This is a genomic window from Sphingomonas sp. GW821-FHT10C01 (genome assembly GCF_059415525.1).
The window spans coordinates 1162478-1177481 of record NZ_JBWKNK010000001.1; the positions used below are offsets into that span (position 1 = coordinate 1162478).

The following is a 15004-nucleotide window of genomic DNA, read 5'->3' on the forward strand; positions in this document are numbered from 1 at the left end:
GCGGCGCCTCGTCTCGACGATGGCGCAGCGGTTCGACAGTTTGGGTTCAGGCGCGCGCGCGTGTAGCGGCGATATCGCATGAGACGTGATACCCGCCTTCGCTCGGCCCTGATCGCGCTGACCCTCGGTGCCGCCGTTCCGGTGGTGGCGCAGGAGGTCGCGCCCCCACCCACGCCCAATGCCGACCGGCTGGCCGAGGAGATGCGCACGCTCGCGCGCGAACCGCGCAATGTGCGTGCGTTGCTCTCGGCCGGTGAGATGAGCGCGCGGCTCAACGATGCCGCCGCCGCCGCCGGTTTCTTCGCGCGGGCACAGGCGATCGACCCATCCAACGCGCGCGTCCTCGCCGGGCAGGCGATGGTGATGGTGCGGCAGGAACGCCCCGGTGAGGCGTTGCGGTTGTTCGCGGAAGCTGACCGGCGCGGGCTGGCGATGGAGAGCTACGCGTCGGACCTGGGCCTCGCCTATGACCTGATCGGCGCACAGGCGCATGCGCAGCGCGAGTATCGCATCGCGATGCGCGGCGATCCCGATGACGAGACCGTCCGCCGTTACGCGCTCTCGCTTGGCATCACCGGACAGGAGACCGAGGCGATGCGCGTCCTCGATCCGTTGCTCCGCCGCAGCGATCGCGCCGGTTGGCGTGCACGCGCCTTCATCCTGGCGATGAACGGCGACGCGCCCGGTGCGGACAAGATCGCGGCGAGCATGATGGGCGGCGTCGGCTCCGCGCTGGCCCCGTTCTTCCGGCGGCTGCCGACATTGTCCGCTTCCGACAAGGCGTTCGCGGTGCATTTTGGCGAACTGCGCCGAACCACGGCCCGGATCGCCGATGCGCAGCTCGCACCCCCGCTCCCGCGGCTCGGGCACGAACCGGGCGTCGCATTGGCCGCAGCGGATTTACCACGCCGTGCCGTACCCGCATCGACCGATGCGAAGCCTGAACCAGGCACCGGTCGCCGAAGCGCGTCGGGCCGAACCGGCGAGCGCGTGCCGCTCAGCTGGCAGACGCGCGACGGCGCCGAAGCCCGTCGTGCTGCGGCTCGCCAGGCGGAGGAGCGGGAAGCGAAGCGCCTCGCCGATCTCAAGGCGCAGCAGGAGCGCGAGGCACTCGCCGCGAAGCAGCGCGAGGATCAGCGGATCGCCGCCGAGCAGCTGGCTGCGCGTGAGGCCGAGGCGCGTCGCGTCGCTGAACTCCAGGCACGCGAACGCGCGGCGACCGAGCTTGCCGCGCGCGAGGCGGAGGTCCGTCGTGTTGCTGAGGCCGAGCGCCTTGCCGCGGCTCAGCGAGAGGTCGAAGCCCAACGCCTCGCCGAGGCTCAGCGCTTGGCGGCGGCCCAGCCCGCGCCGGCCCAGACCGCCGCTGTCCAACCCGCCGAGACACCCGCGATGCCGCCAGCCGGTGATCCCGCGCCCGTCCGCACGGCGGAAGCGCAGCCCCACACGCCGCGCGTGGGCGGCGAGGACAATGTGATCGCCCGGATCATCGCGGGCATCACCATCCCCGCGTCCGAGCTGGGTGTCGAACCGATGCCGGGCAAGGTCGAGCCTGTCACCGCTGAGCCGACACCGGCCCCGCCGGTCGAGGTTGCGAAGGTCGAGCCGCCCAAGCCCCGCCCGGTGGCGGAGAAGCCGCGTCCCGAACCCGCCAAACCCAAGCCTGAGCCTACCAAGCCTGAAATCACGAAGCCGGAGCCGGCGAAGCCCGGCGCGCGCGGCAAGCCTGTGGATCCGAAGGCGGCCGACCCCAAGGCCGGGGCCGCCAAGCCCGGCGATCCCAAGGCGCCGGCCGCCAAGGGTGCGGTCAAGCCGCCGGCCAAGGGCAAGGGCAAGCCTGAGCCGGCGAAACCCGATCCCGCCAAGACCGATCCTGCCCGTCACTGGGTTCAGGTCGCGGGCGGCGCCAATGTGAGCGATCTGCCCAAGGCATGGCGCGCATTGCTCGCCAAGGCGCCGGCCGAGCTCAAGGGGCGCCAGACCTGGACTACCCCGCTGCGCTTCACCAATCGGCTTCTGGTCGGGCCGTTCAAGACTCCGGCGGAGGCGCAGGCCTTCGTCAACACGATCGGCAAGAAGGGGCTTTCGGCCTTCGCCTGGAGCAGTGAGGCGGGGCAGAAGATCGAGAAACTTTCGGTCAAATGATCTATCGCGCGGCGATGCCGATTCGAGCCGTATCGCAGCGCCGCGCCGCATGAGGCCCCTGGCCCCTTATGCCAGCGATCCGACGTTCAGTCGCGGACGCCTGCACGACGAGGGCAGCGGCACCGCGCGCGGGCCGCGTGACGCATTCCAGCGTGACCGCGATCGGATCATTCATTCGATCAGCTTTCGCCGCCTGCGTCACAAGACCCAGGTGTTCATGGCGCCCGACGGCGATCATTTCCGCGTCCGCCTGACCCACAGCCTTGAAGTCGCGCAGATCGGCCGCGCCGTTGCGCGCACGCTGGGGCTGAACGAGGATCTGACCGAGGGGCTGTGCCTGGCGCACGATATCGGCCATCCGCCCTTCGGCCATGCCGGTGAGGATGCGTTGAAGGCCGCGCTGATGGGGCAGGGCGGGTTCGACCATAATGGCAACACGCTGCGCGCGTTGACCGTGATCGACAGCCCCTATCCCGGCTGGGACGGGCTGAATCTCAGCTGGGAGACGCTGGAGGGGCTGGCCAAGCACAATGGCCCGGTGCGCCATGCCGGCTGGGCGCTGGCGGCGGCGGACGCGGCGTTCCCGCTCGAGCTTTCGACCCATGCGTCGCTCGAGGCGCAGGTCGCGGCGATCGCCGACGACATCGCTTATGACAATCACGATATCGACGACGGCTTGCGCGCGGGGCTGCTGACGCTCGACCAGTTGCTCGAAGTCGCGCTGGTCGCACGCGGCTGGGATGCCGTGCGTGCCCGCTTCCCCGATGCCGATGTGAAACGGCTGATGCGCGAACTGGTGCGCGCTCAGATCGGGACGATGGTCAACGATCTGCTCGCCGAAACGCGCCGCCGTATCGCCGAAACCGGCGTGGAGACGGTCGACGACGTCCGCGCTGCGGGCCGCGCGCTCGCCGGTTTCTCCGATGCGATGCGCGACGAGGAGCGCGCGCTCAAGCGCTTCATGTACGCCAACCTCTACCACCACCCCCGCCAGCTTGCGGCTGCAGACGCGGCGCGTGAGATCGTTGCAGGGTTGTTTTCGGCCTATTCGGCAGATCCGGCGCTGATGCCGGAGGGGTGGGGCGACTGCCTGCCCGCCGAGGAGCCGTGGCGCAGCCGCCATATCGCCGACTTCATCGCCGGCATGACCGATCGCTATGCGATCACGCGCTATCGCGAAGCGGTCGGCCCGATCGACCTGCCCGAGGGGTTCTAGGAGCCCGGCCTCCCTTCGGACGGCCCAATCCACTCACCCCGATCGTCATCCCCGCCTTCGCGGGAATGACGACGTAGTGGGTGTTCGTCAGTCTCAGCGCAGCGCCGTTTCCACCTTCTGTGTCAGCGGCTTGGCGATGGTGAAGGCCACCGGGGTGCCATCGACATGGCCCGTCACCTTCCGGCCACGGACGTTGAGCGTGTACGGCGCGCCGCTGGGCAGGGCGCGGCCGCTGAGGACGGTGACCTCGCCGCGCTGTTCGCTGGTGTAGACATAGGTGACGCCGTCGCGGTTGAAGGTCCTTTCGCTCGCATAGGCGGCGACCGGCAGGCTTAGAAGGACGGCGGCGCTGATGAAGGTCTTGATCACGATCTTTCTCCCTTGTTGAAGGGCCAGATCGGCATCCCCTTATGTTCTGCCGGCGAGACTATGTTGCGTCGCAACATCTTCCTAACGCGAAGGATGCACCCATGATTGCGTCCGACGCAGCCGTCGGAGCGTTCACCCGGCACGATGAAACCGCGCGACTGGCAAAGATTTGCGACAAAGCGCGCGTAGCGTCGCCGCGAACGGTCGGAGAGTGCCATGTCCGAAGCCAGTATCGCGCTCAATCGCTTCGGCATGGGCGCGCGCGTCAGCGAACCGGTTCCCGCCAACCCGCGCCGGATGCTGATCGATCAGATGGAGCGGTTTGCGGTCCTGCCCGCGCCGCTCGCCGCCTATCCGCGCACCCCGGCGCTCGCCGCCGATCTCGCCGCCGCCTATGATGCCGTGCAGATGGAGGCGCGGGCGGCGCGGCGCGAGGGCGAGAAGGCCGACGCCGCGACTCAGGCGCTGCGCCAGGCCGCTCGCCAGCAAGGCCGCGAATTCTATCTCCAGGCGGTCGGCGCGCGCGCGCAGGCTGCGGTCGCGAGCGACACGTCCTTTGTCGAGCGCTTGGTGCATTTCTGGGCCAATCACTTCGCGGTCTCGGCCGACAAGCAGATCATGATCGGTCTGACCGGCGGGTTCGAATTCGACGCGATCCGCCCGCATGTGCTGGGCAGGTTCCGCGACATGCTCCACGCGGTCGAGCGGCACCCCGCGATGCTGCTCTATCTCGATCAGGCGCAATCGGTCGGGCCGAACAGCCCCGTGGGGCAGCGCTTCGCACAGCGCCAGCAGGGTCCCCAGCGCATCGGCCTCAACGAGAATCTCGCGCGTGAGATCATGGAGTTGCACACGCTCGGCGTCCGCACGGTTTATACCCAGGCCGACGTTACCGAATTCGCGCGCGCGCTGACCGGATGGACGGTCGCGGGGCTGGGGCGCGGGCAGGGCGCGCGGCTGGCGCAGGCGGACGGAAGCGCAGGCGGCTTTGCCTTCGCACCGCGTATCCATGAAGCGGGACCGCGCACGATCATCGGCAAGCGCTACGATCAGCAGGGGGAGAAACAGGCCTCTGCGGTACTCGACGATCTCGCCGTCCATCCCGCGACGGCGAAGCATATCGCGACCAAACTGGCGCGCCACTTCGCCGGGGACGATCCGCCCGCGCCACTGGTCGGCAGGCTCGAAACCGTGTTCCTCAAATCGGGCGGTGATCTCCCCACCGTCTATCGCGCGCTGATCGATGCGCCCGAGGCTTGGGTGCCCCAGCCGGTCAAGTTCAAGACGCCCTGGGAATGGTCGGTCTCGACGATGCGCGCGCTGGGCACGCGGGAGGTGACGGCACAGGGCGTGTTCGGTCTGCTGACCCAGCTTGGCCAGCCGGTATGGCGGCCGGGATCGCCCGCCGGCTATGACGATATCGCGGCGAGCTGGGCGGGGCCGGACGCGGTGATGCGCCGGGTCGAAGCCGCCGAGCGCTTCGCCTCGCGCACGCGAGAGACAATCGATGGTCGCACCCGCGCTGCCCAGCTCTTTCCCGACGCGCTGAGCGCGACGACCGCCCAGGCGATCGCCCGCGCCGAAAGCCCGGCGCAGAGCGTCGCGCTGATGCTCGTTTCGCCCGAATTCCTGCGGAGATAGGTCATGCCCAACCGCCGCCATTTCATCCGGACCGCCGCCGCTACGGGCGCGCTGCTCGGCTTCGCTCCGCGCCTCGCCTTTGCCCAGGCGGCGACCGACAAGCGCTTCGTCTTCATCATTCAGCGCGGCGCGGCGGATGGCCTCGCCACCGTCGCGCCGGTGGGCGATCCCGCCTTCGCCGCGCAACGCGGCGTGCTGGCACAGGACTTTGCGGATGCGGTGAAGCTCGACGGCATGTTCGCGCTGCATCCCAGTCTCAAGAATGTGGCCCAGCTGTATGCGGCGAAGGAGGCGATGTTCGTCCACGCGGTCGCCTCGCCCTATCGCGACCGCTCGCATTTCGATGCGCAGAACGTGCTCGAAAGCGGCGGCACGGCGGCCTACCAGCTCAAGGACGGCTGGCTCAACCGGTTGCTCGTCGTACTGCCCGACGACGAGCGCAAGGCGATCGCGGTCGCGGCGAGCATCCCGATGGCGATGCGCGGGCGGGTCGAGGTGTCGTCCTATGCCCCGTCCAACCTGCCCGACGCGTCGGACGATCTGCTCGCGCGGGTGACGGGTCTCTATGCCGAGGATCCGCAGCTTCATGCGATCTGGCAGCAGGCGACGGCGACGCGCGCGCTGACCAGCGATCTTGCCGGCGACAATGGCCGCAACGCCGCCGCGACCGGTGCGCTCGCGGCCAAATTGCTCGCACCCGACAATGGCGCGCGCATCGCGATGATCGAGACCGGCGGCTGGGACACGCACGCCCAGCAGCGCGGGCGGCTCGCCGGGCAATTGAACGGCCTCGACCAGATGATCGCGTCGCTCAAGACCGGGCTGGGGCCGCTGTGGAGCAAGACGTTGGTGCTGGTCGCGACCGAGTTCGGCCGCACGGTCAAGATCAACGGCACCCAGGGCACGGATCACGGAACCGCCTCGGTCGCCTGGCTGCTCGGCGGCGCGGCGCAGGGCGGGCGGGTCGCCGCCGACTGGCCGGGCCTCGGCGATGCCGCGCTGTACGAAGGCCGCGATCTCAAACCGACGGCCGGTCTCGACAGCGTGATCGGCGGGGCGGTGGCGATGCATTTCGGGATCGATCCGCAGCGCGCGATGCCCGCCTTGTTCCCCGGCCAGTCCGCCAAGCCGATCGGCGGCCTCATCCGCGCCTGAAGCTTCCGCTTGCGTGAGCGCCGCTCCGGCGTCACGCAGGGGGCATGACCTATGTGGGCCTGTTCTTCCTCGTCTTCGGCCTGAACCTGTTGCCGGCCTTCGCGCCGCCGACCTGGTCGATCGTCGTGCTCTACGGCCTCAACGGCCAGCTTCCGCTGTGGGCGCTGGTGGTGACGGCGGCGGTCGCGGCATCGCTGGGACGGTTCACGCTCGCCTGGGGCTGTCGCATCTTCGCCTCGCGCCTGCCGCAGCATCTGCGCGACAATCTGGAGGCGGCACGGATCGCGTTGCACCGTCGCAGCCATAACGTCATCCTCGCGCTCGGCCTGTTCCTGCTCTCGCCCTTGCCGTCGGCGCAGCTGTTCATGGCGGTCGGGTTGGCGAGGGTGCCTCTGCTCGGTTTCACCGCGGCCTTCTTCGTCGGGCGGCTGATCACCTACAGCCTCTATGGCTGGACCGCGCGCAAGATCCAGCAGTCGAGTATCGGAGACGCCTTCATGGAGACGCTCTCCAGCCCCTGGGGGATTCTGCTGCAGGTGACGATGCTCGCCGCGCTGATCGCGCTGGTCCGCGTCGACTGGGCCAAGCTGCTTGGCGTCACCCCGGCAGAGGTCGAGGCCGCGCGCAAGGGCAAGTAAGCTTTCTGCGACAACAGTTTCGATTGGCGAAATAGCGGCGCGCAACGCCTTGGCGCAGCGCAGCATCGTACTTACTTCCCGGTTATGGCCCGTGCCGATCCCGCCCCAGCGCCCGAGCGCCTCGACCGCACCGGGCTGATCCAGGGGCTGGGCGCCTACGGCATCTGGGGCGTGCTCCCGCTGTTCTACTGGCTGCTCGCCGGCAGCGATGTCGGCGAAGTCGTGGCGATGCGCGTGCTGTGGTCGGTGGCGTTCCTTGCCGCCGTCATCGTCGCGCTGCGGCGCGGCCCGGCGATCCTGCAGGTGCTGCGCACCCCGCGCACGATGCTCTACCTCGCCACCAGCTCGCTGCTGATCTCGACCAACTGGCTGGTCTATATCTGGGCGATCCAGAACCATCACGTCCTCGAATCGAGCCTCGGCTATTTCCTCAACCCGCTGGTCAACGTCCTGATCGGCGTGGTGGTATTGCGTGAGAAGCTCAACACGGCCCAGATCGCGGCGGTCGCGCTCGCCGCGGTCGGCGTGTCCGTCCTCGCGGTCGGTGCGGGCGGCGGCATCTGGATCAGCCTGACGCTCGCCTTCACCTTCGGTTTCTACGGCCTCGTCCGCAAGGTCGCGCCGGTCGGCGCGCTCGAGGGGCTGACGCTCGAGACGCTGATCCTGGCGCCACTCGCGCTCGGCTATCTCTTCTGGCTGGGCGGCGGGCAGGGGCTGACCTTCGGCACCGGCTGGGCGCCGACGCTGCTGATGATCGCCTCGGGCGTGGTCACCGCCGTCCCGCTGCTGCTGTTCGCCGCCGCCGCGCGCCGCCTGCCTTACTCGACGCTGGGCCTGCTCCAATATCTCGCGCCGACGATCGGCTTCATCCTCGCCATCACCTTCTTCGGCGAGAAGATGACCACCGCGCACATGATCTGCTTCGCCTTCATCTGGACCGGGCTGATCATCTTCGGCGCGCACGGCACGATCACCGCGCGCCGCCGCCGTCTCGCGGAATCCCGCGCCGCGTGACGAACGCGTGGCGTTGCGCTAGAGCGCCCGCCTCCTTCAATCACCGGACTAGCAAATGACGCTCTACACCCGTTTCGCCGCCCATCTGGATGCTGCCCTCGATGCGCTCGTCGCGTCGGGCGACCTGCCGGCGGGGCTGGAGCGACGCGCGGTGACCGTGGAGCCGCCGCGCGACGCCAGCCATGGCGATCTCGCGACCAACGCCGCGATGGTCCTCGCCAAGCCCGCCGGCACCAACCCGCGCGCCCTGGCCGAGAAGATCGCCGTCGAGCTTGAGAAGCTCGACGAGGTCTCCGCAGTGTCGGTCGCCGGCCCCGGCTTCATCAACATGAGCCTCACCGACGCCACCTGGCGCGACGAGCTTGCCGCGATCAACGCCGATGGTGACCAGTACGGCCGCTCGGACACCGGCGCCGGCATCACCGTCAACGTCGAATATGTCTCGGCCAACCCGACCGGCCCCATGCATATGGGCCATTGCCGGGGCGCGGTGGTGGGCGATGCGCTCGCCAGCCTGCTCGAGGCGATCGGGCACAAGGTCGTCCGCGAATATTATGTCAATGACGCGGGCGGCCAGGTCGACGTCCTCGCCCGTTCGGCGCATCTGCGCTACCGCGAGGCGCTGGGCGAGAGCATCGAGATCCCCGAAGGCCTCTACCCCGGCGAGTATTTGAAGCCCGTCGGCGCGAAGCTCGCCGCCGAATATGGCGACCAGTTCGTCGGCCAGCCCGAGGAAGCGTGGCTCGCGCTGTTCCGCAAGGAGGCGGTCGCCGCGATGCTGGTGATGATCAAGGACGATCTCGCCCAGCTCGGCATCCATCACGACCTGTTCTCCTCGGAAGCCGAGCTTCAGGCGGCGGGCAAGCCCGAGGCGGCCGAGGCGTGGCTGCGCGCGCACGACCTGGTCTATGATGGCGTGCTCGAAGCCCCCAAGGGCGAGACGCCCGAGGATTGGGAGCCGGTCGAGCTGCCGCTGTTCCGCTCGACCCGGTTCGGCGACGATCAGGATCGCCCGATCAAGAAGTCGAACGGGCAATGGACCTATTTCGGCGCCGACCTCGCCTATCATTTCCAGAAGGCACAGGCGGCCGACCAGCTGATCGACATCTGGGGCGCCGACCATGCCGGCACGGTCAAGCGCATCGTCGCGGCGGTCGCCGCGCTGACCGAAGGCAAGACCCGCTTCGACGTCAAGCTGGTCCAGATGGTCCGCCTGCTCCGCGCGGGTGAGCCGGTGAAGATGTCCAAGCGCTCGGGCAATTTCATCACGCTCGCCGACATGGTGAGCGAAGTCGGCAAGGACGTCGTCCGCTTCACCATGCTCACGCGGAAAGCCGACGCCCAGATGGACTTCGATTTCGCCAAGGTGGTCGAGGCGTCGAAGGACAATCCGGTGTTCTACGTCCAGTACGCGCATGCGCGAATCGCCTCGCTCCATCGGCGCGCGGCGGAGGCCGGGATCGCCTGCGGCACCCCCGATCTGTCCCTGCTTGATACACGCGAGCTCGCGCTGGTGAAGCTCGCGGCACAGTTCCCGCGCACGGTCGAGGGCGCGGCGGCGGCGCGCGAGCCGCACCGGATCGCTTTCTATCTCTATGATCTCGCGGCCGAATTCCATTCGCTGTGGAACATGGGCAATGACGATCCGTCGCGCCGCTTCCTGCTGACCGACAATCAACCCGTAACATGCGCACGGCTTTCCCTCGCCGACGCGATCGGGCAGGTTATCCGCAATGGCCTCAGCATCATGGGCGTGGAGGCGGTTCAGGAGCTGAACTGATGAACGCAGGAGAGGATAAGTCGGTCGAGGTCGATGAGACCGCGGTGGAAGGCGTCGAGACCGGCGACCGGTTGCCGTGGCTGGAAACGGCCGATGACGATTATGAGGAAAAGCCGGCGATCCTGGGCAAGCTTCTGCCCGTCGCCGCCGGACTCGCGGTCATCGCCGCGGCGGTCGGCGGCGGCTGGTGGCTGCTCGAACGCCAGGGCGGTGGTGGCGAAGGCAGCGGCGCGCTGATCAACGCCGCCGAGGGCGACTATAAGGTCAAGCCCGACGATCCCGGCGGCATGAAGGTCGATGGCGAGGGTGATACCGTCTTCGCGGCGAGCGAAGGCGCGACCACCAACGGATCGATCAATGTCGGCGCGATGCCCGAGGCACCGGTCGCGGGCAAGGCGGCGCCCAAGGCGACGCCGGCGCCGGTCACCGGATCGAGCCGCGTCACCGCCACGGTGCCGACGGCACCGGCAGCCGCGAAAGCCGCCGCATCGTCGCAGCGCGCGCCGGGGCCGTCGGCGGGCAGCTCGATCATCCAGCTCGGATCCTTCCCGGCGGAAGGCGGCGCGAACGCCGCCTGGGCGCGCCTGTCGAAGCGGTTCAACTATCTTGCCCCGCTGGGCAAGTCGGTCGAGAAGGCGGAGGTGAACGGCAAGACCGTCTATCGCCTGCGCGTCAACACCGGCAGCAACAGCCAGGCGAGCGAACTGTGCGGCAAGCTGCGCGCGGCCGGCGAAGCCTGCTTCCTCGCGCCGAATTGAGGGCATAACCCGTCGTCGTCACCCCGGCCTTGTGCCGGGGTCCACTCTGCGTCGCCGGCAGAAGCTGGAGCCTCTTGTCCTGCCCCTGCTTTGCGGGGGAACCCGGCACAGAGCCGGGGCGACGGAAGAAAGTTCTCGGGTTGAGCCCTTGAGGCACAGACACCGCCTCGAATGACCTCGACGCGTCGGCCCGTTACCCTTTTCCGCTGGAAATGTTGGACTTCGCCTGATCTAGTCGGCGGATGCTTAGCTGTTCCGGTGTCCGCGCGAAAAACCGCGCCTTTGTGTCAACCATGTCAACCGCCCGTCACGTCGGAGGTGCGGCATGAAGCCCGTTATCTTCGGCCTCTCCGGCACCGAACTCACCGCTGACGAGCGCGCCTTTTTCCGCGACGCCGATCCGCTCGGCTACATCCTGTTCAAGCGCAACTGCGAGACGCGCGCGCAGATGCTGGCGCTCACGGACAGCCTGCGCGACCTGTCGGGACGCGCCGATGTGCCGATCCTGATCGATCAGGAGGGTGGACGCGTCGCACGGATGCAGCCGCCCGAATGGCCCGCCTTCCCGGCGGGGCCGGCGTTCGACAAGCTCTATGATCTAGCCCCGTCCTCGGCGATCGAGGCGGCGCGCGCCAATGGCCATGCGCTCGCGCTGATGCTGGCCGAGGTCGGCGTCAACGTGAACTGCGCGCCCCTGCTCGACGTGCGCCAGCCCGAAACAACCCCTGCGGTGGGTGAGCGGACCTTCGGCTCGAACCCGATGCAGGTCGCGGCGCTCGGTCGCGCGATGCTCGATGGCATGGCGAAGGGCGGTGTGGTCGGCGTGGTCAAGCATATGCCCGGCCATGGTCGCGGCGTGGTCGACAGCCATTACGAACTGCCGGTGGTCAAGGCGTCCGATGCCGAGCTGGAGCGCGATATCGAACCGTTCCGCACCCTCGCCAATGCGCCGATGGGCATGACCTGCCATGTCGTGTTCGAGGCATGGGATGCCGAGCATCCCGCGACCCTGTCGCCAACGGTGATCGCGGACGTCATTCGCGGTCGCATCGGTTTCGACGGCCTGTTGATGACCGACGATATCGACATGAAGGCGCTGTCGGGCACGGCCGGAGAGAAGGCGGCGGCGGCGATCGCCGCGGGCTGCGACGTCGCGCTCGATTGCTGGGCGCGGATGGACGAGATGGTCGAGATCGTCGGGCGGCTGGGCGACGCCTCCGCCGCGACGCTCGCGCGCCTCGAACGCGCGATGGCCAGCATCCGGCCCGAGGGAACGCCGATGGACGCGCTGATCGCCAAGCGGGACGAACTGCTTGCGCTCGCTTAGTCCTTCGCGCGTCGGGAGGCCGCAAGCGCGCTTCCGGGACTCGCGCGCGCGTAGGAGCGTGACTTTTGGGACTTTTGGCGTCGTCCGATGAGCGACGCGGCCGAAGCCCTGACGATCGATATCGACGGTTGGGAAGGGCCGCTCGACCTGCTGCTCGCGCTGGCGCGGAACCAGAAGGTTGACCTGCGCCAGCTGTCGATCCTGCAACTGGTCGACCAGTATCTCACCTATGTGAATGAGGCGCGCGAGCTGAAGCTGGAGGTCGCGGCCGACTATCTCGTGATGGCCGCCTGGCTCGCCTATCTCAAATCGGCGCTGCTGCTGCCGCGCGACCCGGAGATCGAGCCGAGTCCCGAGGACCTCGCGCTGCGGCTGCAGTTGCGGCTCGAGCGCTTGAACGCGATGCGCGAGGCGGGCGCGCGGCTGGTGGCGCGCGACCGGATGGGCCGTGACGTGTTTCCGCGCGGCGCGCCCGAGGGGCTGAAGGTCGTCCGCAAGTCACGTTGGCAGGCGGAAATCTACGACCTGATTTCCGCCTATGGCCAGATCAGCGCGCGGACCCGGCCGGTATTCCACGTCGTTGCGGTACGCCCGGTGATGACGCTGGAGGATGCGATCTCGCGGGTTTCCGAGCTGGTCGGTGAGCGGATCGACTGGAGCACGATCGAAAGCTTTCTCCCCGCCGAGGCCAAGGGGCTGTACCGCAAGTCGGCACTGGCTTCGTCCTTCGTCGCGGCGCTTGAGCTGGCGCGGCAGGGGCGGGTGGAACTCAAGCAGAAATCGGCGTTCGCGCCGCTCTATCTTAAGGCTGCGCAGATATGACCCGGCCCGACGAAACGATGCGCGCGGTGGAAGCGGTATTGTTCGCCGCCGAGCAGCCGATGACGCTGGCGGACATCAGCGCCTATGTCGGTGAGGAGGTCGATCTCGCGGCGGCACTGTCGGCACTGGCCGACCATTATGCCGGGCGCGGGATCGAACTGGTCGAGCGCGGCGGGCGCTGGCATTTCCAGACCGCCGCCGATCTCGCCAATTTCCTGCGCCGCGACCGCGAGGACAGCCGAAAGCTGTCCCGTGCCGGGATCGAGACGCTGGCGATCATCGCCTATCACGAGCCGGTGACGCGCGCGGAGATCGAGGCGATCCGGGGCGTGCAGATCAGCAAGGGCACGCTCGACGTGCTGATGGAGGCGGGCTGGATTCGACCGGCGGGCCGTCGCGAGGTGCCGGGTCGGCCACTGATGTTCGCGACAACCCCCGAATTTCTCACGCATTTCGGGCTTTCCAGCCGTCGTGACCTGCCCGGAATCGACGATCTGCGCGCGGCGGGCCTGCTCGACCCGGTCGATCTGGCGTTCGAGGCCGCGCATTCCGGTGCGGAAACCATGGTAACCGCCGACGAAGAAGACTAGATGGGCCGGGAATCAACGGAGAGTTCCGATGGGTGGTATGAGTCTGATGCACTGGCTGATCGTCGGTGTTCTCGTGATCCTTCTGTTCGGGGGCAGCCGCTTCTCGAACATGATGGGTGACGTGGCCAAGGGCATCAAGCAGTTCAAGAAGGGCATGGCGGAAGAGGAAGAGACGCCGGCCAAGCCCGCCGAGATCGAGGCGAAGCGTGTCGCCGACCCGCAGCCGCAGGCTCAGGCCGAAACGCGCTCGACTCCGGAAGAGCGTTGAGTTCAACGCCGCGGCCTGGTGCCGCGGCCTTCCGGGCCGGTCGATAGATGCTCGATTTCAACGCGCCTGAATTCCTGGTGGTGGCGATCGTCGCCCTGCTGGTGATCGGGCCGAAGGATCTTCCGAAGGCGATGCGCTTCGTCGGCCACTGGGTCGGCAAGGCGCGCGGCGTGGCGCGCCAGTTCCGCAGCGGCTTCGACAACATGGTCCGCGAGGCCGAGCTGGCCGAGATGGAAAAGAAATGGGCGGAAGAGAATGCGCGGATCATGCGCGACTATCCGCCCGAAAAGGCACTGCCCGCGCCGGTCTATGACCCCAATGCCGAGGGCACGGCGCCCGCGGTGGTGGAGCCCGAGGATGCGCTGCCCGCGACGGTCGAGCCGCCCGCGCTGAAGCCCGAAGCGGCGGACGCCGCGCTCGAGGCGCCTGCCGAAGCCAAGCCCGCCCGCAAGCCGCGCGCACCGCGCAAAAAGGCCGCATCGTGAGCGACAACGAACTCGAAGGCACCGAAGCGCCGTTGCTCGAACATCTGATCGAGCTGCGCCGCCGGTTGCTCTATTGTGTCCTCGCGTTGGTGGCGGCCTTCGCGGTCTGCTTCTACTTCGTGAAGCCGATCTACGGCTTCCTGGTCCATCCGCTTGCACAGGCGGGACAGGACAAGCTGGTGTTCACCAGCATCATGGGCGGATTCTTCGTCGAGCTGAAGGTGGCGTTCTTCGCCGCGGTGATGGTGGCGTTCCCGATCGTCGCGGTGCAGCTGTGGCAGTTCGTCGCGCCGGGCCTGTACCGCAAGGAAAAGAAGGCGCTGCTGCCCTTCCTGCTGGCAACGCCGGCCTTGTTCATTGCGGGCGCCTCGCTGGCCTATTGGGTGACCATCCCCACCGCGCTGCATTTCCTGCTGGGCTATCAGGGTCAGCTGGGTGGAGGGGTCGAGCAGATCGCCCTGCCGGATGCCGAGAAATATCTCGGCTTCGTGATGCAGTTCCTGTTCGCGTTCGGCATCTCGTTCCTGCTGCCGGTGCTGCTGATGCTGCTCGAGCGCGGAGGCATCGTCACCTATGAACAGCTCAAGGGAGCGTGGCGCTATTCGGTGGTGGCGGCGTTCGCGATCGCCGCGGTGCTGACTCCGCCCGATATCGGGTCGCAACTGCTGCTCGCGATCCCGCTGTGCGGGCTCTACTTCCTCTCGCTGGTCGCGATCTGGTTCACGCGCCGCCGCCGTCAGAAGGAAGACGAAAAGGAAGCGGCGACCGAAGCCGCCGCTGGAGAATAGGCCTCTCGGCC

At 68.1% G+C, this 15004-nt stretch carries 15 protein-coding genes; 14 read left to right on the forward strand and 1 reads right to left on the reverse strand.

The features are described 5' to 3' along the window. Positions 1–78 precede the first annotated feature (78 nt). Positions 79–2142, forward strand: a complete 2064-nt coding sequence (locus AC07M1_RS05675) for an SPOR domain-containing protein (RefSeq protein WP_495161592.1) — start codon at positions 79–81, stop codon at positions 2140–2142. 49 nt (positions 2143–2191) lie between these two features. Then, positions 2192–3358, forward strand: coding sequence for a deoxyguanosinetriphosphate triphosphohydrolase (locus AC07M1_RS05680; RefSeq protein ID WP_495161593.1), 1167 nt, complete (start codon positions 2192–2194; stop codon positions 3356–3358). A 93-nt stretch (positions 3359–3451) separates the two neighbouring features. Here AC07M1_RS05680 and AC07M1_RS05685 read toward each other — a convergent pair whose 3' ends face one another. Beyond that, complete coding sequence (locus AC07M1_RS05685) at positions 3452–3727, reverse strand: hypothetical protein (RefSeq protein WP_495161594.1); 276 nt, start codon at positions 3725–3727, stop codon at positions 3452–3454. A gap of 216 nt (positions 3728–3943) precedes the next feature. On the opposite strand from AC07M1_RS05685, the gene AC07M1_RS05690 reads away from it, so the two are divergent. The 12 genes from AC07M1_RS05690 (at position 3944) to tatC (ending at position 14993) form a co-directional block, all read left to right on the forward strand. After that, the gene (locus AC07M1_RS05690; protein WP_495161595.1) at positions 3944–5368 is read left to right on the forward strand and encodes a DUF1800 domain-containing protein; all 1425 of its coding nucleotides are present in this window, start codon (positions 3944–3946) and stop codon (positions 5366–5368) included. Between the two features lie 3 nt (positions 5369–5371). Beyond that, positions 5372–6523 carry a DUF1501 domain-containing protein gene (locus AC07M1_RS05695; protein WP_495161596.1) on the forward strand — a complete coding sequence of 384 codons (1152 nt, stop codon included), beginning with the start codon at positions 5372–5374 and terminating at the stop codon, positions 6521–6523. A gap of 44 nt (positions 6524–6567) precedes the next feature. Further along, positions 6568–7161 carry a hypothetical protein gene (locus AC07M1_RS05700; RefSeq protein ID WP_495161597.1) on the forward strand — a complete coding sequence of 198 codons (594 nt, stop codon included), beginning with the start codon at positions 6568–6570 and terminating at the stop codon, positions 7159–7161. An 84-nt stretch (positions 7162–7245) separates the two neighbouring features. After that, positions 7246–8175 (forward strand): EamA family transporter RarD, encoded by a 930-nt coding sequence (rarD, locus tag AC07M1_RS05705; RefSeq protein WP_495161598.1) that lies wholly within the window; start codon positions 7246–7248, stop codon positions 8173–8175. Between the two features lie 55 nt (positions 8176–8230). Beyond that, entirely contained in the window at positions 8231–9955 is a 1725-nt protein-coding gene (argS, locus tag AC07M1_RS05710) for an arginine--tRNA ligase (RefSeq protein WP_495161599.1), read from the forward strand. Beyond that, positions 9955–10713, forward strand: coding sequence for an SPOR domain-containing protein (locus AC07M1_RS05715; RefSeq protein ID WP_495161600.1), 759 nt, complete (start codon positions 9955–9957; stop codon positions 10711–10713). The genes argS and AC07M1_RS05715 overlap by 1 nt, the downstream gene beginning before the upstream one ends. 325 nt (positions 10714–11038) lie before the next feature. Beyond that, positions 11039–12040 (forward strand): beta-N-acetylhexosaminidase, encoded by a 1002-nt coding sequence (gene nagZ, locus AC07M1_RS05720; RefSeq protein WP_495161601.1) that lies wholly within the window; start codon positions 11039–11041, stop codon positions 12038–12040. Between the two features lie 87 nt (positions 12041–12127). After that, positions 12128–12862, forward strand: coding sequence for a segregation and condensation protein A (locus AC07M1_RS05725; protein ID WP_495161602.1), 735 nt, complete (start codon positions 12128–12130; stop codon positions 12860–12862). Beyond that, entirely contained in the window at positions 12859–13452 is a 594-nt protein-coding gene (gene scpB / locus AC07M1_RS05730) for an SMC-Scp complex subunit ScpB (protein ID WP_495161603.1), read from the forward strand. The genes AC07M1_RS05725 and scpB overlap by 4 nt, the downstream gene beginning before the upstream one ends. Positions 13453–13480: 28 nt before the next feature. Continuing rightward, positions 13481–13720, forward strand: a complete 240-nt coding sequence (locus AC07M1_RS05735) for a twin-arginine translocase TatA/TatE family subunit (RefSeq protein WP_495161604.1) — start codon at positions 13481–13483, stop codon at positions 13718–13720. A gap of 47 nt (positions 13721–13767) precedes the next feature. Continuing rightward, positions 13768–14205, forward strand: coding sequence for a Sec-independent protein translocase protein TatB (gene tatB / locus AC07M1_RS05740; RefSeq protein ID WP_495161605.1), 438 nt, complete (start codon positions 13768–13770; stop codon positions 14203–14205). Then, positions 14199–14993, forward strand: a complete 795-nt coding sequence (tatC, locus tag AC07M1_RS05745; protein WP_495162816.1) for a twin-arginine translocase subunit TatC — start codon at positions 14199–14201, stop codon at positions 14991–14993. The genes tatB and tatC overlap by 7 nt, the downstream gene beginning before the upstream one ends. Positions 14994–15004 lie beyond the last annotated feature (11 nt).

Bases quoted from the DNA above. Each gene is read 5' to 3' on its own strand.
- AC07M1_RS05675 (WP_495161592.1), top strand. From the start codon at position 79: ATGAGACGTGATACCCGCCTTCGCTCGGCCCTGATCGCGCTGACCCTC.
- AC07M1_RS05680 (WP_495161593.1), top strand. From the start codon at position 2,192: ATGAGGCCCCTGGCCCCTTATGCCAGCGATCCGACGTTCAGTCGCGGA.
- AC07M1_RS05690 (WP_495161595.1), top strand. From the start codon at position 3,944: ATGTCCGAAGCCAGTATCGCGCTCAATCGCTTCGGCATGGGCGCGCGC.
- AC07M1_RS05695 (WP_495161596.1), top strand. From the start codon at position 5,372: ATGCCCAACCGCCGCCATTTCATCCGGACCGCCGCCGCTACGGGCGCG.
- AC07M1_RS05700 (WP_495161597.1), top strand. From the start codon at position 6,568: ATGACCTATGTGGGCCTGTTCTTCCTCGTCTTCGGCCTGAACCTGTTG.
- rarD (WP_495161598.1), top strand. From the start codon at position 7,246: ATGGCCCGTGCCGATCCCGCCCCAGCGCCCGAGCGCCTCGACCGCACC.
- argS (WP_495161599.1), top strand. From the start codon at position 8,231: ATGACGCTCTACACCCGTTTCGCCGCCCATCTGGATGCTGCCCTCGAT.
- AC07M1_RS05715 (WP_495161600.1), top strand. From the start codon at position 9,955: ATGAACGCAGGAGAGGATAAGTCGGTCGAGGTCGATGAGACCGCGGTG.
- nagZ (WP_495161601.1), top strand. From the start codon at position 11,039: ATGAAGCCCGTTATCTTCGGCCTCTCCGGCACCGAACTCACCGCTGAC.
- AC07M1_RS05725 (WP_495161602.1), top strand. From the start codon at position 12,128: ATGAGCGACGCGGCCGAAGCCCTGACGATCGATATCGACGGTTGGGAA.
- scpB (WP_495161603.1), top strand. From the start codon at position 12,859: ATGACCCGGCCCGACGAAACGATGCGCGCGGTGGAAGCGGTATTGTTC.
- AC07M1_RS05735 (WP_495161604.1), top strand. From the start codon at position 13,481: ATGGGTGGTATGAGTCTGATGCACTGGCTGATCGTCGGTGTTCTCGTG.
- tatB (WP_495161605.1), top strand. From the start codon at position 13,768: ATGCTCGATTTCAACGCGCCTGAATTCCTGGTGGTGGCGATCGTCGCC.